The 22,398-nt window shown below is 67.1% G+C and carries 26 protein-coding genes; 17 read left to right on the plus strand and 9 right to left on the minus strand.

All coding sequences use genetic code 11. The annotated features are described in order from the left end of the window. Positions 1-822: a serine O-acetyltransferase gene (cysE, locus tag GGR11_RS05300; RefSeq protein ID WP_183195710.1), complete on the minus strand. Its 822-nt coding sequence runs from the start codon at positions 820-822 to the stop codon at positions 1-3. Between the two features lie 20 nt (positions 823-842). Beyond that, a complete protein-coding gene (locus GGR11_RS05305) occupies positions 843-1,469 on the minus strand; it encodes an NUDIX domain-containing protein (protein ID WP_183195711.1) in 627 nt (208 codons plus the stop codon). 45 nt (positions 1,470-1,514) lie between these two features. On the opposite strand from GGR11_RS05305, the gene GGR11_RS05310 reads away from it, so the two are divergent. Both GGR11_RS05310 and GGR11_RS05315 read left to right on the plus strand, forming a co-directional pair. Then, positions 1,515-2,123 carry a nitroreductase family protein gene (locus tag GGR11_RS05310; RefSeq protein WP_183195712.1) on the plus strand — a complete coding sequence of 203 codons (609 nt, stop codon included), beginning with the start codon at positions 1,515-1,517 and terminating at the stop codon, positions 2,121-2,123. Between the two features lie 68 nt (positions 2,124-2,191). Beyond that, a complete protein-coding gene (locus tag GGR11_RS05315) occupies positions 2,192-2,959 on the plus strand; it encodes an EAL domain-containing protein (protein ID WP_183195713.1) in 768 nt (255 codons plus the stop codon). A 77-nt stretch (positions 2,960-3,036) separates the two neighbouring features. Here the strand turns inward: GGR11_RS05315 and queF are convergent, their stop codons facing one another. Further along, a complete protein-coding gene (queF, locus tag GGR11_RS05320) occupies positions 3,037-3,498 on the minus strand; it encodes a preQ(1) synthase (protein WP_040349994.1) in 462 nt (153 codons plus the stop codon). A gap of 537 nt (positions 3,499-4,035) precedes the next feature. On the opposite strand from queF, the gene GGR11_RS05325 reads away from it, so the two are divergent. The 5 genes from GGR11_RS05325 (at position 4,036) to GGR11_RS05345 (ending at position 6,575) form a co-directional block, all read left to right on the plus strand. After that, positions 4,036-4,968, plus strand: a complete 933-nt coding sequence (locus GGR11_RS05325) for an NAD(P)H-dependent flavin oxidoreductase (RefSeq protein WP_183195714.1) — start codon at positions 4,036-4,038, stop codon at positions 4,966-4,968. Positions 4,969-5,003: 35 nt separating this feature from the next. Then, complete coding sequence (locus GGR11_RS05330; protein WP_183195715.1) at positions 5,004-5,693, plus strand: TorF family putative porin; 690 nt, start codon at positions 5,004-5,006, stop codon at positions 5,691-5,693. A 176-nt stretch (positions 5,694-5,869) separates the two neighbouring features. Then, entirely contained in the window at positions 5,870-6,082 is a 213-nt protein-coding gene (locus tag GGR11_RS05335) for a cold-shock protein (RefSeq protein ID WP_008260450.1), read from the plus strand. A gap of 36 nt (positions 6,083-6,118) precedes the next feature. Further along, entirely contained in the window at positions 6,119-6,292 is a 174-nt protein-coding gene (locus GGR11_RS05340) for a hypothetical protein (RefSeq protein WP_008262128.1), read from the plus strand. Between the two features lie 25 nt (positions 6,293-6,317). Further along, positions 6,318-6,575, plus strand: coding sequence for a hypothetical protein (locus GGR11_RS05345; RefSeq protein ID WP_008260096.1), 258 nt, complete (start codon positions 6,318-6,320; stop codon positions 6,573-6,575). A 2-nt stretch (positions 6,576-6,577) separates the two neighbouring features. On the opposite strand, the gene GGR11_RS05350 is transcribed toward GGR11_RS05345, so the two are convergent. Together GGR11_RS05350 and GGR11_RS05355 are read right to left on the minus strand one after the other, a co-directional pair. Continuing rightward, positions 6,578-7,741 (minus strand): cystathionine gamma-synthase, encoded by a 1,164-nt coding sequence (locus GGR11_RS05350; RefSeq protein ID WP_183195716.1) that lies wholly within the window; start codon positions 7,739-7,741, stop codon positions 6,578-6,580. Between the two features lie 4 nt (positions 7,742-7,745). After that, complete coding sequence (locus GGR11_RS05355; RefSeq protein WP_183195717.1) at positions 7,746-9,146, minus strand: pyridoxal-phosphate dependent enzyme; 1,401 nt, start codon at positions 9,144-9,146, stop codon at positions 7,746-7,748. A gap of 116 nt (positions 9,147-9,262) precedes the next feature. Between GGR11_RS05355 and rnr the strand changes: the two genes are divergently transcribed. From rnr to GGR11_RS05375, 4 genes are read left to right on the plus strand one after another with little or no spacing between them, the layout of a single operon-like run. Further along, the gene (gene rnr / locus GGR11_RS05360) at positions 9,263-11,578 is read left to right on the plus strand and encodes a ribonuclease R (RefSeq protein WP_183195718.1); all 2,316 of its coding nucleotides are present in this window, start codon (positions 9,263-9,265) and stop codon (positions 11,576-11,578) included. Positions 11,579-11,584: 6 nt separating this feature from the next. Next, positions 11,585-12,385: a hypothetical protein gene (locus tag GGR11_RS05365; RefSeq protein WP_183195719.1), complete on the plus strand. Its 801-nt coding sequence runs from the start codon at positions 11,585-11,587 to the stop codon at positions 12,383-12,385. A 53-nt stretch (positions 12,386-12,438) separates the two neighbouring features. Continuing rightward, complete coding sequence (locus GGR11_RS05370; protein ID WP_183195720.1) at positions 12,439-13,146, plus strand: NUDIX hydrolase; 708 nt, start codon at positions 12,439-12,441, stop codon at positions 13,144-13,146. 1 nt (position 13,147) lies between these two features. After that, complete coding sequence (locus tag GGR11_RS05375; protein ID WP_183195721.1) at positions 13,148-13,558, plus strand: DUF5990 family protein; 411 nt, start codon at positions 13,148-13,150, stop codon at positions 13,556-13,558. A gap of 4 nt (positions 13,559-13,562) precedes the next feature. Here GGR11_RS05375 and GGR11_RS05380 read toward each other — a convergent pair whose 3' ends face one another. Further along, positions 13,563-14,129, minus strand: a complete 567-nt coding sequence (locus GGR11_RS05380; protein WP_183195722.1) for a hypothetical protein — start codon at positions 14,127-14,129, stop codon at positions 13,563-13,565. A 126-nt stretch (positions 14,130-14,255) separates the two neighbouring features. Between GGR11_RS05380 and rpmG the strand changes: the two genes are divergently transcribed. Beyond that, positions 14,256-14,423, plus strand: coding sequence for a 50S ribosomal protein L33 (gene rpmG, locus GGR11_RS05385; RefSeq protein WP_008262536.1), 168 nt, complete (start codon positions 14,256-14,258; stop codon positions 14,421-14,423). 144 nt (positions 14,424-14,567) lie between these two features. On the opposite strand, the gene GGR11_RS05390 is transcribed toward rpmG, so the two are convergent. After that, positions 14,568-15,929, minus strand: coding sequence for a PleD family two-component system response regulator (locus GGR11_RS05390; RefSeq protein ID WP_183195723.1), 1,362 nt, complete (start codon positions 15,927-15,929; stop codon positions 14,568-14,570). After that, the gene (locus GGR11_RS05395) at positions 15,926-16,291 is read right to left on the minus strand and encodes a response regulator (RefSeq protein WP_164952723.1); all 366 of its coding nucleotides are present in this window, start codon (positions 16,289-16,291) and stop codon (positions 15,926-15,928) included. Before GGR11_RS05395 ends, GGR11_RS05390 begins: the two co-directional genes overlap by 4 nt. Before the next feature lie 112 nt (positions 16,292-16,403). Here GGR11_RS05395 and GGR11_RS05400 point away from each other — a divergent pair, with 112 nt between their 5' ends. Genes GGR11_RS05400 through GGR11_RS05410 form a run of 3 tightly spaced genes read left to right on the plus strand, consistent with a single transcriptional unit; the run spans position 16,404 to position 19,748 of the window. After that, positions 16,404-17,666 carry a DNA polymerase IV gene (locus GGR11_RS05400; protein ID WP_221205179.1) on the plus strand — a complete coding sequence of 421 codons (1,263 nt, stop codon included), beginning with the start codon at positions 16,404-16,406 and terminating at the stop codon, positions 17,664-17,666. An 8-nt stretch (positions 17,667-17,674) separates the two neighbouring features. After that, positions 17,675-18,970, plus strand: a complete 1,296-nt coding sequence (locus GGR11_RS05405) for a nicotinate phosphoribosyltransferase (RefSeq protein WP_183195725.1) — start codon at positions 17,675-17,677, stop codon at positions 18,968-18,970. Positions 18,971-19,007: 37 nt separating this feature from the next. Further along, positions 19,008-19,748, plus strand: coding sequence for a polysaccharide deacetylase family protein (locus GGR11_RS05410; RefSeq protein ID WP_183195726.1), 741 nt, complete (start codon positions 19,008-19,010; stop codon positions 19,746-19,748). Positions 19,749-19,767: 19 nt separating this feature from the next. On the opposite strand, the gene GGR11_RS05415 is transcribed toward GGR11_RS05410, so the two are convergent. Beyond that, positions 19,768-20,685: a hypothetical protein gene (locus GGR11_RS05415; protein ID WP_183195727.1), complete on the minus strand. Its 918-nt coding sequence runs from the start codon at positions 20,683-20,685 to the stop codon at positions 19,768-19,770. A 103-nt stretch (positions 20,686-20,788) separates the two neighbouring features. Here GGR11_RS05415 and GGR11_RS05420 point away from each other — a divergent pair, with 103 nt between their 5' ends. Together GGR11_RS05420 and GGR11_RS05425 are read left to right on the plus strand one after the other, a co-directional pair. After that, positions 20,789-21,247, plus strand: a complete 459-nt coding sequence (locus tag GGR11_RS05420; protein WP_035309623.1) for a RidA family protein — start codon at positions 20,789-20,791, stop codon at positions 21,245-21,247. Then, entirely contained in the window at positions 21,244-22,392 is a 1,149-nt protein-coding gene (locus GGR11_RS05425; protein ID WP_183195728.1) for a GNAT family N-acetyltransferase, read from the plus strand. The genes GGR11_RS05420 and GGR11_RS05425 overlap by 4 nt, the downstream gene beginning before the upstream one ends. The last annotated feature ends 6 nt before the right edge of the window (positions 22,393-22,398 follow it).

The raw sequence follows: 22,398 nt of genomic DNA on the forward strand, positions 1-22,398 counted from the left end.
TCAGATCACGAAGTCGTACACCACGTCAGCCAGCGTGTGGTCCATCGTCCGCGCAGGTTCCGCCCCGGTCGGGCAGTTGACCAGCCGCGCCGGCACCCCGGCCACGGTGCAGCCGGACGGCACATCCTTCAGCACCACCGAACCCGAGGCCACCTTGGCGTAGTCGCCGACGTGGATATTGCCCAGCACCTTGGCCCCGGCGCCCAGAAGGACGCCTTTGCCGATCTTGGGGTGACGGTCGCCGCGTTCGGCCCCCGTGCCGCCCAGGGTGACGTTGTGCAGCATCGACACGTCGTCGCCGACCACCGCCGTCTCGCCGATGACGATGCCGGTGCCGTGGTCCAGGAACAGCCCCTGGCCCAGCCGCGCCGCCGGATGGATGTCCAGCTGGAACAGTTCGGAGATTCGGCTCTGGAAATGGAAGGCCAGGGTCTCGCGCCCCTGCCCCCACAGCCAATGGCCCACGCGCCAAGCCTGAAGCGCCTGGAAGCCTTTGAAATACAGGAAGGGCTGCAACAGGTTGCGGATCGCCGGATCGCGCTCGGCCACGGCCTGCAGATCGGCCTCGGCCGCCGCGACCATGGCCGGATCGGCGACGAAGGCCGACAGGCAGACCTCGCGCACCGACATGGCGCTCATTTCCCCGTCGGCCAGCTTGCGCGCGATCTGGAAACTGAGGGCGCCCGCCAGATCGTCATGCGACAGGATGACGGCGTTCATCTGCGAGCCCAGCTGGGGCTCCTCGCGCGAGGCGGCCTCGGCGGAGGCGCGCAGCTGGCGCCAGACGCTGTCGGTCTCGGTGACGATCTCAAGCTTGGCCATGCCGGACTCCTTCGGCGACATCATACCCGCCCCAGCATGGCCTGCGCCAGCGCCGGAGGCAGGCCTCCATTCTGCGCCATATGATAGGCCTTGTAGGCCGTCGCCACCGTCAGGCTGTCGCGCACCGTCCCGCGCCCGATCTCGTCGAGCAGATCAAGGAAGGGCACGCGGACCACGGCGATGATCTCCGTCGGGTCCGGCGCAATCGGCGCGGGGCTCAGGCCCCAGGCAATCCAGGTCATGCCGATCTCGTCGGTGACGGAGTTGGACATCTCGACCGTCAGGGCCTGCGCCCAGTGCGCGGCCTCCAGCCCCGCCTCCTCGGCCAGTTCTCGCCGCACGCCATCGAACGGATCCTCGTCCAGGGGCGCCCCGCCTTCGGGCATTTCCCAAGAGTAGTTGCCCAAGGCGAACCGCTGCTGGCCCACCAGCACCACCGTCCCGTCGTCATGCACCGGCAACACGCCTGTCCCGACGTTCTTGAACCGCACGACGGCGTAGTCGGCCGCATGACCCGTCGGCGCCGTCGCCGGATGTCGGGTCAGGGCCAGCCACGGGCTGTCGAACACAATCTCGGTTCCGTCGCTGCGCCAAGCCGGCGGTTTCGCCAGACCTGCAGCCCATTTCGGTTCGTCGGAATTGCTCATGGCTCACCTATGGCGAAGGCGGGGACGAAAGCCTAGCTAGACCACATGACGGAACTGCCCCTGATCCCCCTGAACGCCCCCCTGCCCGCCCCGGTCCCCTCGCAGGATTTGCGCGACCGGCTGGCCACGCGCCGTTCCGCCCCGGCCCAGGCCCTGACCGCTCCCGGCCCGACCCAGGCCGAGCTGGACCAGATCCTGACCCTGGGCGCCCGCACCCCCGACCACGGCAAGCTCTTCCCCTGGCGGTTCGTGGTCCTGGGCCCGCTAAGCCGCGCCCGGATCGCCGAACAACTGGCCGTCCTGGCCGAGACCCGCGACAAGCCGGCCAAGGACCAGGCGGTCCTGGCCAAGCTGACCGCCGCCCCCCTCACCATCCTGGTCATCTCGACCCCCGTACCGAACGCCAAGCCGATCTGGGAGCAGCATCTGTCGGCCGGCGCCGTCTGCATGAACCTGGAACACGCCGCCGGCGCTTTCGGCTATTCCTCCAGCTGGATCACCGACTGGTACAGCTACGACCCTCAAGCCACGGCCCTGTTCGGCCTGACCGAGGGCGAAACCGTCGCCGGCTTCATCCACATCGGAACCCTGACCGAGCCCGCCCTGGAACGCCCCCGCCCGGACATGGCCGCCAAGGTCACAAGACTGCCTTAAGCGGAGCAGTGGCGGATATTAATCTTTCCTCTCTAACATCAGCGCCTTAACTGGAGACGTTACGGCCGATGTCCTGTGTGGGTTGCAAAGACGGAACGGGTTTCGACCTGCCGATCACCATGGCGTTTCAGCCGATCGTCGATGTCTCGACCCAGACCGTCTTCGCCTACGAGGCCCTGGTGCGCGGCAAGGACGGCGCCGGCGCCGGCCAGGTGCTGGCCCAGATTTCAGCCGACAACCGCTACGCCTTCGACCAGATTTGCCGCACCACGGCCATCGAACTGGCGGCCGCGCTCGACATGACCGCCGAGGGCGCGAACCTGTCGATCAACTTCCTGCCCAATGCTGTCTATGAGCCGCGCGCCTGTATCCGCACCACCCTGGCGGCGGCGATGCGCACCGGCTTCCCGGTGAACCGGATCATCTTCGAGTTCACCGAGAGCGAGGCGATGGATGCCGATCACATCCTGAACATCCTGCGCTCGTATCGCGCCATGGGGTTCAAGACGGCCATCGACGACTTCGGCGCCGGCTATGCGGGCCTGGGCCTGCTGGCCCTGTTCCAGCCCGACATCGTCAAGCTGGACATGGCCCTGATCCGCGACATCGACACCGACCCGGTCAAGCGCACCGTCGTGCGCAACACCCTTAACATGCTGCGCGACCTAGGCGTCGAGCCGGTGTGCGAAGGGGTCGAGACCCTGGCCGAACACGACGTCCTGCGCGACCTGGGCGTCACCCTGATGCAGGGCTATCTGCTGGCCAAGCCGGCGGTCGAGGCCCTGACGCCGGTCGCGTGGCCCCGCGCGACGACCTCACTGGCCCGCACCGCCTGACATCTTCTCGTCATCCTCCAACAAGCCGCGTAGCGGCGCAGATCGGAGGACCCCAATGACGACAGGAAATGGAGCCCCTACCCCCGCCCGCGATACGTCGGCACGCCCTGATCCGGCAGCCACAGCCCCTCCGGCGCGACGCCCGTCTGCCAGAAGACGTCGATCGGTATCCCGCCGCGCGGATACCAGTACCCCCCGATCCTCAGCCACTTCGGCGCCAGCAGGTCCGCCAGGCGCCGGCCGATGGCGACGGTGCAGTCCTCGTGGAAGGCGCCGTGATTGCGGAAACTGGTCAGGTACAGTTTCAGGCTCTTGGACTCGACCAGCCAGTCGCCCGGCGCATAGTCGATGACGATATGGGCGAAGTCCGGCTGGCCCGTCACCGGGCACAGGCTGGTGAACTCGGGCGCCGTGAACCGGGCCAGATACAGCGTGTCCGCATGCGGGTTCGGCACCCGCTCCAGCACGGCCGTCTCGGGGCTGGTCGGGGCGGCGGTCTGGGCGCCGAGCTGGCTGAGGTTGTCGGTGTAGTGGGTCATGCCGCGCATTTAGGCGTTTGCGGCGCGTAAGAAAATCCTCCCCGCGAACCGCCCCATTCCAGACCCCATCCGCGTCCGGCCCCCTCCACTGCGAAGACGCGGTCCCCCTCCCCCAAAACGGGGGAGGACTACGACGCCGAAATCCTCCCCATGGGGGGAGGGGGAGCGCCGCGCCTCTTCGCGCGGTGGTGGAGGGGGCTTGCCGCGCACGAGGCTTCTGGCGTTCAGCGCCCCTAATTCCGCAGATTTTCCCTAACCCATTCAACGCCCTGATGTCCCGAAACGACCCTCGGCCCACCACGCCTTGAAACCCGGCTATAATCACCTCCATCGGATGGAAGGGCCGAAACTGGACTTATTGGACTCATTGGACTGTGTTTTCACCGTCCAGTTTCGCCGCCGATTTCAGACGATTCATACGATTCAGACTCTGTTTTTTCGTCGGCGAGTCTGAAATCCCGTCGCCCGAATTCTCCCCGATTGCCTTCCCCCGCGACAGCCCGCTAAGCGTAGCGAAACAAAACCCAGGAGACGCCCGTGGCCATTCCCGCTTCGCTTCAAAAAGGCCTGATCCTGCCGATCATCTCGGCGCCCATGTTCCTGGTCTCCGGCCCGGATCTGGTGGTCGAGGCCTGCAACGCCGGGATCATCGGCACCTTCCCGTCGCTGAACCAGCGCACGACCGAGGGCTATCGCGACTGGATTCACGAGATCAAGGGCCGGCTGAAGCCCGAGGCGGCCGCCTTCGGCGTCAACCACATCGTCCATCCGACCAATCCCCGTCTGATGGCCGACATGATGGTATCGGTCGAGGAGAAGGTGCCGCTGATCATCACCTCGCTGGGCGCCGTGCGCGACGTGGTGGATGCGGTTCACGGCTACGGCGGTCAGGTCTTCCACGACATCGCCAACATCCGTCATGCGCGTAAGGCGGCCGAGGCGGGCGTCGACGGCCTGATCCTGGTCGCCAACGGCGCCGGCGGCCACGCCGGCATCATCAACCCCTTCGCCCTGGTCAACGAGGTCCGCAGCTTCTTCCACGGGACCATCATCCTGTCCGGCGCGATTTCGACCGGTCAGGACGTGGCGGCGGCCCTGATGCTGGGCGCCGACTTCGCCTATATGGGCACCCGGTTCATCAACACGACCGAGGCCATGGCGGCCGACGCCTACAAGCAGATGATCATCGACAGCGGCTCGACCGACATCGTCCACACCCCGGCCGTGTCCGGCATCCCGGCCAACTTCATGTCCAAGTCGCTGATCGAGAACGGGATCGACCCCAAACACCTGCCCGAGCACAAGCTGGACATGGGCGACGAGGCCAAGGCCTGGAAGACGGTCTGGTCCGCTGGTCAGGGCGCGGGCGCCATTCACGACGTTCTGCCCACCGCCGAACTGGTCGCCCGCCTGCGACAAGAGTTCGCTCAGGCTACGGATGAATTCGCCATCAAGACCGGAGCACGCTAAAGGCGCCAAACCGCATCTCGCGCGTTGGAGCCCCCATGATCCGCACCACCGTCCTCGCCGCCCTCGCCTCAGCCGCCCTGGCCGCTCCTGCCATGGCCCAGTCCGCGCCCGACGGCGGCTGGTCGTTCGAGGTCGGCGCCGGCACGGACAACCGTTCCAAGGCCGCGTCGAAATCGGGCAATGACGGCTACGTCTACGGCGCGGCGACGTGGGAAAGCGCGGACGGCCGCTTCTACGTCGGTCCGGGCCTGGAGACGATCCAGGCGGGCGGCTCCAATGTCGAGGCGGAGTTCGTCGCCGGCTATCGGCCCGAGGCCTTCGGCTACGACTTTGATTTCAACCTCGCCTACAAGAACCGCCTCGACGCCGAGGCCGGCTATGACGAGGACGGCTGGGAGGTCACCACCAACATCAGCCGCGCTATCGGTCCGGCCACGGCGCGGCTCCAGCTCCAGTATTCTCCCGACGCCGCCGGCTCGACCGAGGCCTTCACCTGGGTCGAGGCCCAGGCCGGCTGGGCCTTCAGCGACCGGCTGGAGGGGTCCGTCGCCGTGGGCCGCCGCGAGCAGGACAAGGCCCCCGACTACACCGGCTGGAACGCCGGCGTGACCTACGCCCTGACGGACGCGATTGACTTGGACCTGCGCTACTACGACACCAACGCCCACACCGTCGGCGAACAGTACGAAGACGCCTTGGTCGCCAAGGTCGCCTACGCCTTCTGAGCCCGCGCCTTGCGGAAACGGTGTTGAAGGCCCATATTGGGTCTGTCGATATCTCTCTGCGTAACGCCGCTGCTCCCTTTGCATCACGCACCGAGGTCCAAACGCCGATCCCATTCAGACCCGACAGGCCGACCAGGGATCCCTCCCTGCGGTCAACGCCAGACGGAGGTCTCCAAATGGCTACCGGCACTGTTAAATGGTACAACCCCACCAAAGGCTACGGCTTTATCGCTCCCGATGACGGCGGCAAGGACGTCTTCGTCCACGCCTCGGCCGTCGAAACCTCGAGCGTTGGTTCGCTGAACGAAGGCCAGAAGATCTCGTACGAGATCGAGCGCGACTCGCGCTCCGGCAAGGAATCCGCCGGTCGCCTTACGGCGGCTGAGTAGGACACGCTTCGGAACACCATCGCCTTCGACGGCGAGGTGACCAAGCTCCTGCCGCTGGGCGGCCGCAAGGTCCGCCTGGACAACGGCCACGTCGTAACGGTCCTGCCCACGCTCGGTACGCCTCAGGGCGTCTCCGGGCTGGGTGATCCGGTCGTGGTCGAGATCGCCTTCAATCAGCTGAAGGGCTGGCGCCTTGCGCGCCGGCCCTGACGCCTATTCCGTACAGGACGCCCGCATGACCCCGCTCGCCGACATGATCCCCTCGATGACCGACGCCGATCTGGTGACCCTGCGCGCCAACGCCGCCCGTCTGGTCGAACACGGCGCCTCGACCCAGGTCATGGCCGCCAGCGACATCCTGCCCGTCATCGACGCCGAAGTCGCCCGCCGCGCCGCCCTGCCCAAGGCCGCCAAGGCGCCGGTGAAGCGCGCCGCTCCCAAGAAGAAGCTGCCGCCCGTCACCGGCCACCAGACCGCCCTTCCCTCCAGCTGAGATCAGCCCAGGGCCTGATCCAGATCCGCGATCAGGTCCTCGACGTTCTCGACCCCGACCGACAGCCGGATCAGGCTGTCGGTGACGCCGCCCTTCTCGCGGATGTCCTTGGGCACGCTGGCGTGGGTCATGATCGCCGGGTGGTTCACCAAGCTCTCGACCCCGCCCAGCGACTCCGCCAGCGTAAAGACCTGCACCCGTTCCAGCACCCGTTTGGTCCGCTCCAGGTCGCCTTCCAACACCACCGTCACCATGCCGCCGTAGCCGCCGTGCATCTGGCGCGCGGCCAGTTCGTGCTGCGGATGGGCGATCAGGCCGGGGTAGACGACCTTGGCGACCCCCGCCCGCGTCTCCAGCCACCGGGCGACGGTCAGAGCGTTCTCGCAGTGCGCCTTCATCCGCAACGCCAGGGTCTTGAGCCCCCGGTTGGCCAGGAAGGCGTCGAACGGCCCCATGATCCCGCCGACCGAGTTCTGCAGAAACTTGATCCGCGTCGCCAGGTCGGCGTCGCCCGTCACCAGCACCCCGCCGATGATGTCCGAATGGCCGTTCAGGTATTTGGTCGCCGAGTGCATCACCACATCCGCCCCCAGGCTCAGCGGCTGCTGGCAGAAGGGGGTGGCGAAGGTGTTGTCCACGATCAGCAGCAGGCCGCGCGCCTTGGCCACCTTGGACAGGGCCGCGATGTCCGCCAGCTTCATCAGCGGGTTGGTCGGCGTCTCGACCCACAGCATCTTCGTCTTGGGCGTGATGGCCGCCTCGACCGCGGCGATGTCGCTCAGGTCCACATAGGCGAAGTCCAGCCCCATGGTGCGCCGGCGCACACGCTCAAATAACCGCCATGAGCCGCCGTACAGGTCGTCGCCCGTCACGATGTGATCGCCCGCATCCAACAGCTCCAGCGCCGTCGAGGTCGCCGCCATGCCCGATCCGAAGCCGAACCCGTGCGTCCCGCCCTCCAGGTCCGCGATACAGGCCTCGAACGCCTCGCGCGTCGGGTTCTTGCCCCGCGCATACTCATAGCCCTTGTTCACGCCCGGGCTTTCCTGGGCGTAGGTCGAGGTCGCGTAGATCGGCGTCATCACCGCACCCGTCGTCGGGTCGGGATGCTGCCCGGCATGGATGGCGCGGGTCGAAAAGCCTTGGCTGTTCTTCTTATCAGTCATGGGCTTACCGATTCAGGCTGAGGTGGTTGATCAGGTCGGTGCGGGTGATCAGGCCGACGAACGTTTCGCCGTCCAGCACGATGGCCACCCGGTCACGGTCGAAGACGGGGATCAGGGCGTCCAGCGGCTCCTTGACCTGAAGCGTGTCCAGATCGCGCGTCATGGCCGAGGCCACCGGCTTGGCGAACCGTTCCTTGCGGGTGATCTCGTCGGTGTTCATCACGTGGATCAGGTCGCTCTCGTCCAGAATGCCGACCAGGCGGCCGTCCTCGATGATCGGCAGCTGGGACACGTCGGCGCCCTTCATCCGCTTGAAGGCGGTGTCCAGGGTGTCGCCCGGACCGGCGACCACCACGTCGCCCTTCTCGTATTTGCGGTTGATCAGGTCCGACAGGTCGCCGTGCAGCTCGCGCTCGCCCAGCCCCTGATCCGCCAGCCAGGCGTCGTTGTAGACCTTGGACAGATACTTGGCCCCGGTGTCGCAGACGAAGGTGACGCAGGTCTTGGCCTCGGTCTGCTCGCGGCACCAGCGCAGTGCCGAGGCGATCAAGGTGCCAGACGACGATCCCGCCAAGATGCCTTCCTTCAGCAGCAGTTCGCGCGCCGTGGCGATGGCTTCCGCATCCGGGATCGAATAGGCCTTGTCGATCAGGCTCATGTCCGCCGTATCGGGCACGAAATTCTGGCCGATGCCCTCGACGGTATAGCTGCCGTCCGGCCCCGGCACGCCCTCGTTGACGATCCCGGCCAAGGTCGAACCGACCGGATCCGCCAGTATGATCTGAGCCTTGGAGCCGACGCTCTTCAAATAGCGCGCGACGCCGGTGATGGTGCCGCCCGAGCCGATGCCGGCGACGAAGGCGTCCATATCGCCGCCCGTCTGCTCCCAGATCTCCGGCCCCGTCGTCTTCACATGGGCGTCGGCGTTCGAATGGTTGGCGAACTGGTTGACGTAATAGGCGCCGGGGATGGCCTGGGACAAACGCTCGGCCATGTCGGTGTAATATTCCGGATGGCCGTGCGGCACGTCCGAACGGGTCAGGCGAACATCGGCGCCCATGGCCCTGAGATGCTGGATCTTTTCCTTCGACATCTTGTCCGGGATGACCAGCAGCACCTTATAACCCCTCGCCCGGCCGACCAGGGTCAAGGCCAGGCCCGTATTGCCCGCCGTCGCCTCGACGATGGTGCCCCCTTCCTTCAGCCAGCCTTCCTTCTCGGCCGCATCCAGCATCTCGACCGCGATCCGATCCTTGATCGAGCCGCCGGGGTTCTGGGACTCCAGCTTGAGCAGCAGCCGGCACTTGCCGGTGTCGATCTTCGTCACCTCCACCATCGGCGTCTTGCCGATCAGATCCAGCGGCGACTTCACGGTCGCGCTCAGGGCGGGGGCATGCAGGGACATCGAAGACTCCATTCGGGGACGGCGGAAGCTGAAGCCCCGCATTCACTCGGTCAACTCACGCAAGATTTGACCTCAAGATTTACCCAAGGGCGCGGTTCCGCGCTACGAAAGACATAATGACCAATTCATCCAAGAGGCCGCCCGCCGGCCTGCCCGATAAAGACACTCTCCTCGCCTTCCTGCGCGAGGCCGGATCGGCCGAGAAGACCGATATCGCGCGCCACTTTGGCCTGAAGGGCGGCGACCGCCGGGCCTTGCGCGAAATGATCCGCGAACTTGAAGAAGAAGGAAAACTGGGCAAGCGCGGGCGCAAGGGCTTCGCCGAGGCCGGCGCCCTGCCCCCCGTCGGCGTGGCCGATGTGATCGAGCGCGACGCCGACGGCGAACTATATGTCCGCCTGGTCGAGGCCAGCGCTGACGCGCCGCGCGCCATCCTGATGCCCGACAAGTCCAAGCCCGGTCCCGCGCCCGGCCTGGGCGACCGGGTTCTGGTCAAGTTCCAGCGCGGCGGCGACGGCTGGGAGGCCCGGCTGATCAAGAAGCTGGACGTCGGGACCAACCGTGTCCTGGGCGTGATCCGCAAGTCGGCGCGCGAGACCCGGGTGGAGCCGGTCGACCGCCGCTCCAAGGACGTGCTGCTGGTGCCCCAGGCCCAGTCCGGCGACCTGCGCGACGGCGACCTGGTCCTGGCCGCCATCGAAAAGGGCGAGCAGCGGTTCGGTCCCAAGCGCGGCAAGATCCTGGAACATATCGGCAAGGAGGACGACCCCCGCGCCGCCTCCCTGATCGCCATCTACGCCCATGGCGTCCCGACCGGCTTCTCCGAGGCCGTCGAGCGTGAGGCCGAGGATCAGGCCCTGCCAACGCTGAAGGGCCGCGAGGACCTGCGCGAGGTCCCCTTCATCACCATCGACCCCGCCGATGCGCGCGACCACGACGACGCCGTCTATGCGGCGCGTGACGAGGATCCCAAGAACCCCAACGGCTGGATCGTCTGGGTCGCCATCGCCGACGTCGCCGCCTATGTCCGGCCCGGCACCCATCTGGACCGCGAGGCGCGGGACAAGGGCAACTCGACCTATTTCCCCGACCGCGTCGAGCCGATGCTGCCGGAGGTGCTGTCGAACGGCCTGTGCAGCCTGAAGGAAGGCGAGAACCGCGCCTGCATGGCCGTGCGGATGGTGTTCGACAAGGACGGCCGAAAGACCGGCCACAAGTTCGTGCGCGGCCTGATGCGGTCGCACGCCAAGCTGTCATACGAACAAGCCCAGGCCGCCATCGACGGGCAACCAGACGACGCCACCGGCCCGATCATGGAGGCCATCCTCTATCCGCTGTGGAACGCCTATCACGCCATGCTGAAGGGCCGGCTGAAGCGCAGCCCGCTACAGATCGAATCGGCTGAACGCCGCATCCGAATGGCTCCAGACGGCGGCATCGCCTCGATCGAGAAGCGCGCGTCGCTGGAGGCGCACCGGCTGATCGAAGAGATGATGATCCAGGCCAACGTCTGCGCCGCCGAGACCCTGGAGCAGAAGAAGACGCCCCTGATCTACCGCGTCCACGACGCCCCCAGCCAGGAAAAGATCTTCAACCTGGCCGACTTCCTGTCGACCATCGGCAAGCCGTGGAACAAGGGCGAGCCGGGCACGACCAAACGGTTCAACAAGCTGCTGGACGAGACCCGCGACGGCGAATACGCCGATGTGGTCAATGAGGTGGTTCTGCGCACCCAGATGCAGGCCATCTATTCGCCCGACAATGTCGGCCACTTCGGCCTGAACCTGGATCGCTACGCCCACTTCACCTCGCCGATCCGGCGCTATTCCGACCTGATCGTCCACCGCGGCCTGATCCGGGCGCTGGGGCTGGGCAAGGACGGGTTGACCGACCGCGAGATCGCCGAACTGCCCGCCATCGCCGAGGGCGTGACCATGACCGAGCGCCGGTCCATGGCGGCCGAGCGCGACGCCATGGACCGCTATATCGCCGCCTTCCTGGAGGACCGAGTAGGGGCCACCTTCACCGGGCGGATCACCGGCGTCACCCGCTTCGGCCTGTTCATCCGCCTGGACGAGACCGGCGCCGACGGCCTGGTCCCGGTCTCGACCCTGGGCAGCGAATATTTCGCCCACGACGACCGCGCCCACGCCCTGGTCGGCGAACGCACGGGCAAGCGGTTCACCCTGGGCCGCAAGGTCGAGGTCAAGCTGATGGAGGCCACCCCGGTCACCGGCGGCCTGGTGTTCGAAATGCTCAGCGAGCCCGAGGCCCGCGATCCCAACGCCCCGGCCCCGCGCTATGGCGTCCGGGGACGCGGCGGCGACGGCCCGCCGATGCGCGGCAAGGGGCGGCCGGGCGGTCCCAAGCCAGCAAAGGGCGGCAGGCCCTCAGGCGGGCTGAAGGGTGTGCGCAAGGGCAAGCGGAAGTAGTCGCCCATGGTCCCGGCGGAAACATTGCCAGCGCTCGCCCGCCTGAACGCGACGGAACGGGAACTGCTGCTTCTGCTGGGGCGAGGCCATACCGCCAAGTCCATTGCGACCATGAAAGACCTTTCGGTCGCAGCGGTTAACGAGCGGTTCCGCTCCGCCCGACGCAAGAGCGGCCTCGCCAGCAGTCGCGAGATCGCCCGGCTGCTGGTCGCCCAAGAAAATCGTGACGATTTAATCGATCTGGCCGCCGCCCCGAGCCAAACCGCAAGCCTTCCTCGTCCCGACGCGCCGCCCTCCGGCCGCGCGTTCCTCACCAGACGATGGAGACTGATCGTGATCATCACCGCCCTGCTGGCCGCCGGCTTGCTGGCCTATCAGACCGCCACGCCGCCGGTCGCCTCGCCCCAGCCATCGACCGGCGACGACCCCATCTCGAAAATCCTGGCGGGAATGCCGCCCTCGCCCGACATCTCCGCGCTTCACGCCGAGGCGACCGCGCCCTCGACCGACCAAGCGTGGTCTTCCGCTATGGAACAGACCTTGACGCAGCGCTACCGCGCCCTTCCCGGCTTCGAGAAAAGCATCGAAACTCTCAACGTGACCTGCGCCGCGACGCTTTGTGAAGTCGCCGGCAAGGCCCGTCCCGATGTGTCCAGCGACGACATGAATGTGGTCATGGAGGGCGTTCAGGAGTTGAACAGATCGGAGCCGAGCCTGCCGCTGGACTCGGTCGTCCACCACTTCAGCTTGACCGACGGCCCGTCCTCCGCCGCCCTGTTCGTCTCCTACTGGCGTCGAAAGACCTGACCTGACCAGGGAGCGCCTTGCCCCCCACCGCGTCTCGGTTCATTGAATCGGGTATGCCGACCGCCCCCTTCGACGCCGCCCAGGATCTGGCCGACGCCCCGCGCGTCGGCGGCGCCCAGCGGCCCAAGGACGCCGCGACCCTGATCCTGACGCGGGGCGGGTCCCGGCCCGAGGTGCTGATGGGGCGGCGGGCGCCGGGGCATGTGTTCATGGCGTCGAAATGGGTGTTTCCGGGCGGGCGGATAGACCGCAGCGACTTCATCGCCGCAGCGACGGCAGATCTGCCCTCCGATGTCGCGCGGCGGTTGGAGGCCGAACTGCCGGCCCGCCGTGCGCGCGCCCTGGCGCTGACGGCGGTGCGCGAGACCTTCGAAGAGACCGGGCTGATCCTGGGGCGGTCCGCACCGTCAGCCAGCATCGCGGGGCCGTGGCGGGAGTATCGTAAGGCGGGCGCCCTGCCCGATCTGTCGGTCCTGTCCTACATCGCCCGGGCCATCACCCCTCCGGGTCGCACACGGCGGTTCGACGCCCGCTTCTTCATGGCGCCGGCTGAGGCCCTGTTGAGCCCGGAACCGACCGCCGGGTCAGGCGAACTGGACGAGATCGCCTGGCTACCGCTGGAGGACGCCCGCGCCCTGGACCTGCCCGCCATCACCCGCTTCGTGCTGGGGGAGTTGGCCGAACGTCTGGAACAGCCGGACCGCCCCCTGCCCTTCGTGCGGATGGTGCGGGGCCGTCACACGGTCGAACACAGGGACTGAGATGGCCGGATCGACGATCACCCTGCGCCTGACCATCGCCGACCCGGTCGCGGGCGTCGCCTATAGCTTGCAGGACAAGGCGAACATGCCGGTCGAGCCACGCGTCGCCGGCGACGCCCCGATCAGCTTCGACGTCCCCGTCACCCTGTCCGACGACGGGCGGCTGACCGGTCTCTTCGTGCGACGCGAAGGGCCGTCGCGACGTTTCGTCTATATCGCCATCGGCACGTCGGCCGGACAGCACAGCGAATGGAGCCGGCGCGCCAAGATCGACGTCCACGACATTCCCGCCGACCTTCTGGCCCTGGCGCGCGACGGGCGCGTGCTGGAAGCCATTCTGCCCGGCCGCGCCCGCGACGGCGGCCCGGCCTGCGCCACCGTGCGACCGCTTCAGGCCTGGCGCGTCGTTTGATCCTTTAGTCGGCGATCGGCCTGGCCAGGTCGAACTCGACGCGGAAATGACGGTTCGGACGCCGCAACTCATAGGCGAACATTCGATCCGGATGGACCTCCATCGCCCAGACATTGGTGGTCGAGACCGAGGCGTTGTTGGCGTCGAACAGGGCGATGGACTCGGCGTCCACCGGGAAGGCCTGCCGCTCGGCCGTGCCCGCCTCCGCCGTATCCCCGCCGTACCAGTGCAGGACGTCGGTCGTTCCGTCCTCGTGCCGGTGATCGTGTTTCAGCCGCAGGCCCGTGTCCGTCTTCGTAACCACCCAGGTCCGCGACCGATCCTCGCCCACGGCGAAGGGAATCCGCACCTCATCCGCCGAACAGTCGCGGATATGCATGATCAGCCGTTGACTGGCGAAGGCGGCGTCGGCCGCGTCGGTCGTGACGACCCTGCCTTCGAATCTCTGGCCGCACAGGGCGGTGAGCCGCGCCAGGAAGGCGTCCTGCTCCGGCGTGGAAAAGGCGTTCGCAGCGCCTGCGAAAGGCGCGGAAACAACAGCCAGGGCGGCGATGAAGGATGCGATTTTCATGCGACGACATTATATGTGCGCCGCGCCGCATCAACGTGGCATCGCGCCCGTTGACTTTGGGGCGCGGCTGAGTATGTTCCGCGCCTCTTATTTTAAGCGGCTTTCGCCGTCGCAGAGGTAATTCCGATGGCCAAACCGGCTTCCATCAAGATCCGCCTGAACTCCACGGCCGACACCGGCTTCTTCTACGTCACCAAGAAGAACGCCCGCACCATGACCGAAAAAATGGTCGTCAAGAAGTACGACCCGGTCGTGCGCAAGCACGTCGACTTCAAGGAAGGCAAGATCAAGTAAGGGCTCAAGGCCCGGCGACCCTCGCACGACCCGAGGGCGCCTTGATCTGAGACTGAAAATGAAACGCCCGGCGGGTCAACCGCCGGGCGTTTTCAGTTGCTTGTCGTTCTTCTCGACGCCGTCTGACGACGGAGACCAGCGACGTCAGGCCGCCTTGGCGATGACCTTGTTCCGGCCGCTCGCCTTGGCCTCGTACACGCCTTCGTCGGCGCGTTTCAGCAGGGCTTCGGGCGTATCGCCAGCGCCGGTCGTGGCGGCGACCCCGATCGAGATGGTGATGGTCAGCAGTTCCTTGCCGCCCATGACCCGGAAGGGCGCGGAGGCGATGTCCCGGCGAATCCGTTCCGCCACCATCCGCGCGTCTTCCAGGCTGGCGCCCGGCATGACCACCACGAACTCTTCCCCGCCCATCCGGCACGGCACGTCCACCGCGCGGACATTGGTGGCCAGGCGAACCGCGAACTCGGCCAGAACTTCGTCGCCGGCGTCATGACCGAAGCCGTCGTTGACGGATTTGAAGTGGTCGATGTCCAGCACCAGCACCGCCACCGTCGCGCCCCCATGCGCGGCCCGCCCGACCAGGGCCTGCAACTGCCCGGTCATATAGCGACGGTTATGCAGACCGGTCAGGGCGTCGGTGACGGCCATCTCCAGGCTGCTGTCCAGCTTCTGACGCAGGAAATCGGTGTAGCGTTTGCGGCGGATCTGGGTGCGCGCACGCGCCGAAAGCTCCTCGGGATCGATCGGGCGCGGCAGGATGTCGGTGGCGCCCAGTTCCAGCGCCTTGACCATGCGCGGCCGTTCCTTCGGCTCGACAATGGCCAGGATCGGGGCGCGACGTGCATCGCCCGACTTGGCCAGGGCCACGACCCGCAGCCCGTCGAAGCTCTCGGCTGCGACATTGACGATGATCAGGTCCAGCGGACCCTTGGCGGTCGCCAAGGCGGCCTCCGGATCGGACTCTATGGAGACGCGGTGCTCGCGTCCCAGTTCGGCGGCGATCGTCTCGGCCTGGCTCGCATCGTCGTCGATGATCAGGACCCGGCCGCCCTCGCTGCGCAACCGCGCGGCCCCCTCGCCGTCCACGCCCATGCGCCGGCTGCTTTCCTCGCGCTCGCGCAGTTCGTCCATCACCTGTTTCAGCCGCGTCAGTGACTTTACGCGCGCGAACAGGACCACGTCGTCGATCGGCTTGGTCAGGAAGTCGTCGGCTCCCGCCTCAAGCCCTCGGATTCGATCCTCGCGGCCGTCCAGCGCCGTCACCAGCACCACCGGTATGTGCCGCGTCTCCGCCCGCGCCTTCAGGCGCCGACAGGTCTCGAACCCGTCCATGCCGGGCATCATCACATCCAGCAGGATCATGTCCGGCTGATGCTCCGTCGCCAGATCCAACGCGGTCGCCCCGTCGTTGCAGGTCAGGACGTCGTAATATTCGATGGTCAGCTTGGCTTCGAGCAGACGGACGTTCACGTCCACGTCGTCGACCACCAGAATCCGCGCGCTCATCCCAGATGCTGCCGGATGGTTTCGAGGAAATGCATGACGGAGATCGGCTTGGAGATATAGGCCTCGCACCCGCCCTGGCGGATGCGTTCCTCGTCGCCCTTCATCGCGAAGGCCGTAACGGCGATCACCGGGATATGGTTCAGCTCCTCGTCGTCCTTCAGCCATTTGGTGACTTCGAGACCGGAGATTTCGGGCAGCTGAATATCCATCAGGATCAGGTCCGGATGATGCGCGCGCGCGAGAGCCAGAGCCTGCAGTCCCTCACGGGTCTGCAGGGTCTCGTAGCCCTGGGAATCGAGCAGATCATGAAAAAGCTTCATGTTCAGCTCGTTATCCTCGACGATGAGGACTTTCTTGGACATCATCACCTGACCTGCGGGGCCCCTCACAACGGGGCGCCTCGTGTGGTGGAATAGTGGGCGCCCAGTCTTAAGTTGGGGTGAAGCCAAGGTTACGGAGACCTTAAGCGTGGCCATGAAGGCCGTCTGCCGCGACTGCCTGTGGAGCGGCGCCGACCCCGCCGGACCGCCGGACCGCCGCTGCCCGTCGTGCGGCTCGCGCCGTGTCGTCGCCGATCCGGAATTGGACCAGCTGTCCATCGCCCACATGGACTGCGACGCCTTCTACGCCTCGGTGGAGAAGCGTGATCGGCCCGAACTGCGCGACAAGCCGGTCATCGTCGGCGGGGGCAAGCGCGGCGTGGTGTCCACCGCCTGCTATGTCGCGCGCCAATACGGCGTCGGCAGCGCCATGCCGATGTTCAAGGCGCTGAAGGCCTGTCCAGAGGCCGTGGTGATCAAGCCGAACTTCGCCAAATATGTCTTCGAATCGGAACGCATCCTCGGCGCCCTGGGCCGGCTGACGCCCCTGATACAGCCGCTGTCGCTGGACGAGGCCTGGGTGGACCTTTCGGGGACCGAGCGGCTGAACGGCGGCCCGCCCGCCTTCCAGCTGATTCGCTTCCAGAAACAGATCGAGGAAGAAACCGGCCTGACGGTCTCCATCGGCCTGGCCCCCAACCGCTTCCTGGCCAAGATGGCGTCGGAGATGGACAAGCCGCGGGGCTTTTCCGTCGTCGGCGCCGCCAACGCCCAGGCTCTTCTGGCCCCGCGCCCCGTCACCGCCCTGCCCGGCGTCGGCCCGGTGTTCGGCAAGGCGCTGCGCAGCGACGGCTACGCCACCATCGGCGACCTGGCGAAGGCGGACCTGCGCGACCTGGTCAAACGCTACGGCGAATCGGGCCTGCGCCTGCATGATCTGGCCCACGCCCGCGACGCCAGAGCGGTGAACCCCGAGCGCGACCGCAAGGGCATGAGCGCCGAAACGACCTTCAACGAAGACCTGAACTCTCAGGAGGCGCTGGAGGCCGAGCTCTGGCCCCTGTGCGAGAAGCTGGCGTCCAAGGCCCGGCGCGACGGCGTCGCCAGCCGCGTTCTGGTGCTGAAACTGCGACGCAGCGATTTCAAGATCATCACCCGCCGCGTCAGCCTGGCCGACCCGATCCAGACCGCCCGCGCCCTGTTCGCCGCCGGCCGCGACCTGCTCAAGCCGGAACTGGGCCCGCCCTACCGGCTGATCGGCATCGGCATGGCCGAGATCCAGGACGCCGACGACGCCCCCGCCGGCCTGTTCCAGACCTCTGAGACCCGGACCCTGAAAACCGAACGCGCCATCGACGCCCTGCGCGAAAAATTCGGCAAGGACGCCGTGGTGGCGGGGCGGGCGTTGAAGCCCTAGGAAGCGGCATGGATCTCGCCAAACGCGCCTACGACCACGGCTTCCGCTTGGACCCCATCGTCCGCAGCCTGCTGGACACCGACTTCTACAAGCTGCTGATGCTGCAGATGATCTGGCGCGAGCATCGCGATACGCCGGTCGTCTTCCAAGTCATAAACCGCACCCGGTCCGTCCGCCTGGCCGACGAGATCGACATCGGCGCCCTGCGCGAACAGCTGGACCACGCCCGAACCCTGAGCTTCACCAACAAGGAACTGGTCTGGCTGGCGGGCAACAGCTTCTATGGCGTGAAGCAGATCTTCTCGCCCGACTTCATCGCCTGGCTGGCTGACTATCGCCTGCCGGACTACGATCTGTCGGTTCTGGACGGCCAGTATGTCCTGACCTTCGCGGGCGCCTGGGCCGAGGTGACACTGTGGGAGATTCCGGCCCTGGCGATCCTGAACGAACTGCGCTGCCGCGTTGGTCTGCGGCGGCTGGGCCGGTTCGAGATGGACGTCCTCTACTCCCGCGCCAAGACCCGGCTCTGGTCCAAGGTCGAGCGGTTGCGGGCCTTGCCCGATCTGGCCCTGTCCGACTTCGGCACCCGCCGTCGCCACGGTTTCCTGTGGCAGCGCTGGTGCATCCAGGCGCTCAAGGAGGGGCTGGGCCAGGCCTTCATCGGCACCTCCAATGTGCTTCACGCCATGGAGAACGACCTGGAGGCCATCGGCACGAACGGCCACGAACTGCCGATGGTCCTGGCCGCCCTGGCGCCCGACGACGCGGCCCTGGCCCGGACCCCCTATGCGGTGCTGGACGAATGGCGGCGCCACTATGGCGGCAATCTGCTGGTCGTCCTGCCCGACGCCTTCGGCACCGAGGCCTTTCTGGACCAGGCGCCCGACTGGGTCGCCGACTGGACCGGATTCCGTCCCGATTCAGCCCCGCCCATCGCCGCGGGCGAACGGCTGATCGACTGGTGGCGCGCCCACGGCCGCGATCCGAAGGAGAAGCTGCTGATCTTCTCGGACGGCATGGACATCGACGGCATCGAAGCCGCCCACGCCCATTTCCACGGCCGCGTCCGCCTCAGCTTCGGCTGGGGCACCAATCTGACCAATGACTTCCGCGACTGTTCGCCGGCCTTCGCGCCCGAGCTGGAGCCCATCTCCCTGGTCTGCAAGGTGGCGGAGGCCGGCGGCCGGCCGGCCGTCAAATTGTCGGACAATCCGGAAAAGGCCGTCGGCGATCCGGCCGAGATCGAACGCTATCGCCGCGTCTTCGGCGTGCGCGGCCTGACGGCCCAGCCCGTCGTCGTCTGAAACCCGGCCTTAAGCCCCTTTCGGCCATAAGGGCGGGATGAACGCCTTCATCGACAAGATGCGCCGCCGCGCCGGCCGTTACCTTGACGTCCGCGCGGAGATGGTCCAGCCCGCGCGCGGCGTCCTCAGCCTGTCGTTCGACGACATCCCCGCCTCGGCCTGGCTCGAGGCCGGGCCGATCCTGGCCGAGCATGGCGTCAAGGCCACCTATTATGTCTGCGGCGGCCTGTCGGGCGGTCGCAATCTGGACCTGCCGCAGTTCGAGACCGAACACCTCCAGGCCCTGCACGAGGCCGGGCACGAGGTCGGCTGCCATACCTATGAACACGTCTCGACCCTGACCCTGTCTCCCGCCGAACTGGACGCCAGCCTGGCCCGCAACGCCGCCTGGGTGTCGGAACGTCTGGACGACTATCAGATGCTCAGCTTCGCCTATCCGTTCGGCGACTGCGCCCTCGGGGCCAAGCCGGTGATCGACCGCCGCTTCCTTTGCGGCCGCGGCGTGCGCGACGGGATCAACGCCGGCCGCGTGGACCGCAATCTGTTGCAGGCCGTCGGGCTGGAGAGCCGCCGCCTGCCCGGCTATGATCTGGAACAGATGGTCGCAGACACGGCGGCGTCAAAAGGCTGGCTGATCGCCTACGGCCATGACGTCAGCGACGCCCCCACCCCCTACGGCTGCCGCCCTGAGGATATCGATCGTCTGATCCGCCTGGCCAAGGCGGCCGGTCTGGACATACAGCCGGTCGCGGCGGCGTGGGCGATGGCGGCCTATTAGCCACCGCCGTCACTTGCGCCTACGCTTGATGAGAAGCGGCCTCTTCCATCTTCCGCCGATCCGCCCAGGCGATCAGCTCCTTCCTCGGCCAGACCATCAGCCACGACCGCGCGGTGTATTCACCGCTGTCGATCAAGGCCTTACGCGACGCCGAGGCCGTTCCCGCCCGCTCCGTATGGATCTCGCCCGGCCCCTGGTGAACCATGAAGGCCCCGCCCTTCAGCGGGTTGAGCCGCAGGTGCGCCAGGCGCGGGCTGATCTCGGTCAGGGGCGGATCATAGAACCAGCTGGAGCCGATCATCCCCGCCAGCTCCGGCCGCGTCCGGCAGATTTCCGCCGCCGTGACCCAGGCTTCGTTCCAGCCGTCCTCGTTGAAGCCGCGCAGCCAGCGGCTCTCGGTATGGACCTCCAGCCAGGGCTCGCGTTTCGCCCCCGCCGCCAGATAGCGGAACAGCGGGCCGAAGCCCCAGCCCTCGCGGACATGTTTGATGATCTGTCCCGGGCCGACCGGCGAACTGAGGTCGATCACCTGGCTCTTGGCGCCGGGCACGCTGAGCGCCAGGGAAAAGCGCACGTCCTTGGACCAGTGATCGAAGTCGTAATCCCCCTCGGCCTTGCTCAGAAAGGCGGCGAGCTGGTCGATCCAATAGGGATAAAGCGTCAGGACCTCGGCCGGCAGGGCCATGGCCTTCACCCGGTCCGGCAGACCCAGGGCCCAGGCCGCGACTAGGCCGCGTCGCACGTCGTCCGACACGCCCTGCCCCAGCAGGCCGTCCACCGCCTTGGCCGGCATTTCGAAGTCCCAGTGGGGCGCAGCCTCGGCGGCTCTGACCGCCGCCGGCTCCAGAGCCGCGTCCACGCGCGCCCGATCCTCGGGCGACAGTCGCGCCAGAACGGCCTGGAAGGCGGAGACGTCGGGAGTCAGGTGCAGATCCATGGGCCACACCATGACACGGCCCGGTTGGCGAAGCTTTAAAGCACGCGACCGGTGACGCCGCCCTTGCGCCGCGCTAAACCGCCGACCAGATCAAGGAGACATCATGAGCATCGACGCCCGCATCGCCGAACTCGGCATCACCCTGCCCGAACCCGCCAAGGCGGTGGCCAACTATGTGCCCTTTGTCCAGACGGGCGCCGTGGTCCATGTGTCGGGCCAGCTGTCGAACGACGCCTCGGGCGGGGTCAAGGGCACGGTCGGCGTGGACGTGACGCCGGACCAGGCCAACGCTGCCGCCCGCCTGTGCGGGATCAACCTGCTGGCCCAGATCAAGGCCGCCTGCGACGGCGACCTGAACCGGGTGGTGCGGATCGTGAAACTGGGCGGCTTCGTCCAGGCCGGTCCGGATTTCGAGGCCATTCCCGCCGTCATCAACGGCTGCTCGGACCTGATGGTCGAGGTGTTCGGCGACGCCGGCCGCCACGCCCGCTCGGCCGTGGGCGTCTACAAGTTGCCTCTCGGATTCGCCGTCGAGGTCGACGCCATCGTGGAGATCCGTTGACCTTCACCCTCACGGTCCACGAGGGGATCGCCGACATCGGCCGCGAGGCCTGGGACGCCTGCGCGCGTCCCACCGGCGATCCCTTCGTCTCCTACGACTTTCTGCACGCCTGCGAGGCCTCCGGCAGCGCGGCCCCGCAGGAAGGCTGGGCGCCGCGCCACCTGGCCCTGCGTGACGAGGACAACGCCGTCCTCGGCGTCATGCCCCTCTATCTGAAGGGCCACAGCCAGGGCGAATACGTCTTCGACCACAGCTGGGCCGACGCCTATGAGCGTGCCGGCGGGCGCTATTATCCCAAGCTGCTCGGCGCCGTGCCCTTCACTCCGGCGACCGGCCCGCGCTTCCTGCATCATCCCGACACGGACGCCGCCACCGTGCGCCAGGCCCTGCTCCAGGGCGCCCTGACCCTGGTGGAGCGGATGGGGGTGTCGTCCCTGCACGTCAACTTCCCGACCGAGACCGAATGGACGGACATGGCTCAGTCGGGCCTGCTGCCGCGCCAGGACATCCAGTTCATCTGGCGCAACGACGGCTATCAGACCTTCGACGACTTCCTGGCCGCCCTGTCGGCCAACCGGCGCAAGACCATCCGACGCGAACGCCGCGACGCCCAGGCCGATCTCGACATCCGCGTCCTGACCGGCGCCGAGATCACCGAGGCCCACTGGGACGCCTTCTTTGCCTTCTACATGGACACGGGCGACCGCAAATGGGGGCGGCCCTATCTGACGCGGGACTTCTTCCGCAGGGTCGGTGAGACGATGGCCGACCGGATCGCCCTGGTCATGGCCTTCCGGGACGGGACGCCCATCGCCGGCGCCCTGAACTTCATCGGCCGCGACGCGCTGTACGGCCGCCAGTGGGGCACGCTGGAAGACGTGCCCTTCCTGCATTTCGAGCTCTGCTATTATCAGGCCATCGAGTTCGCCATTGCGCGAGGCCTGTCCCGCGTCGAGGCCGGGGCCCAGGGCGACCACAAGATCGCGCGCGGCTATCTGCCCTCCCCTGTCTATTCCGCCCATTTCATCGCCGACCCCGCGCTGCGCGGTCCGGTGGCCGACTATCTCCGGCGCGAAGGCCCGGCCGTCGAGGCGCAAAGGCTGGAGATGACCGAGGAACTGTCGCCGTACAAAAAGGACGGCTAAACCCCT

Origin of the sequence: Brevundimonas mediterranea (genome assembly GCF_014196125.1) — a bacterium.
Lineage (GTDB): Bacteria > Pseudomonadota > Alphaproteobacteria > Caulobacterales > Caulobacteraceae > Brevundimonas > Brevundimonas mediterranea.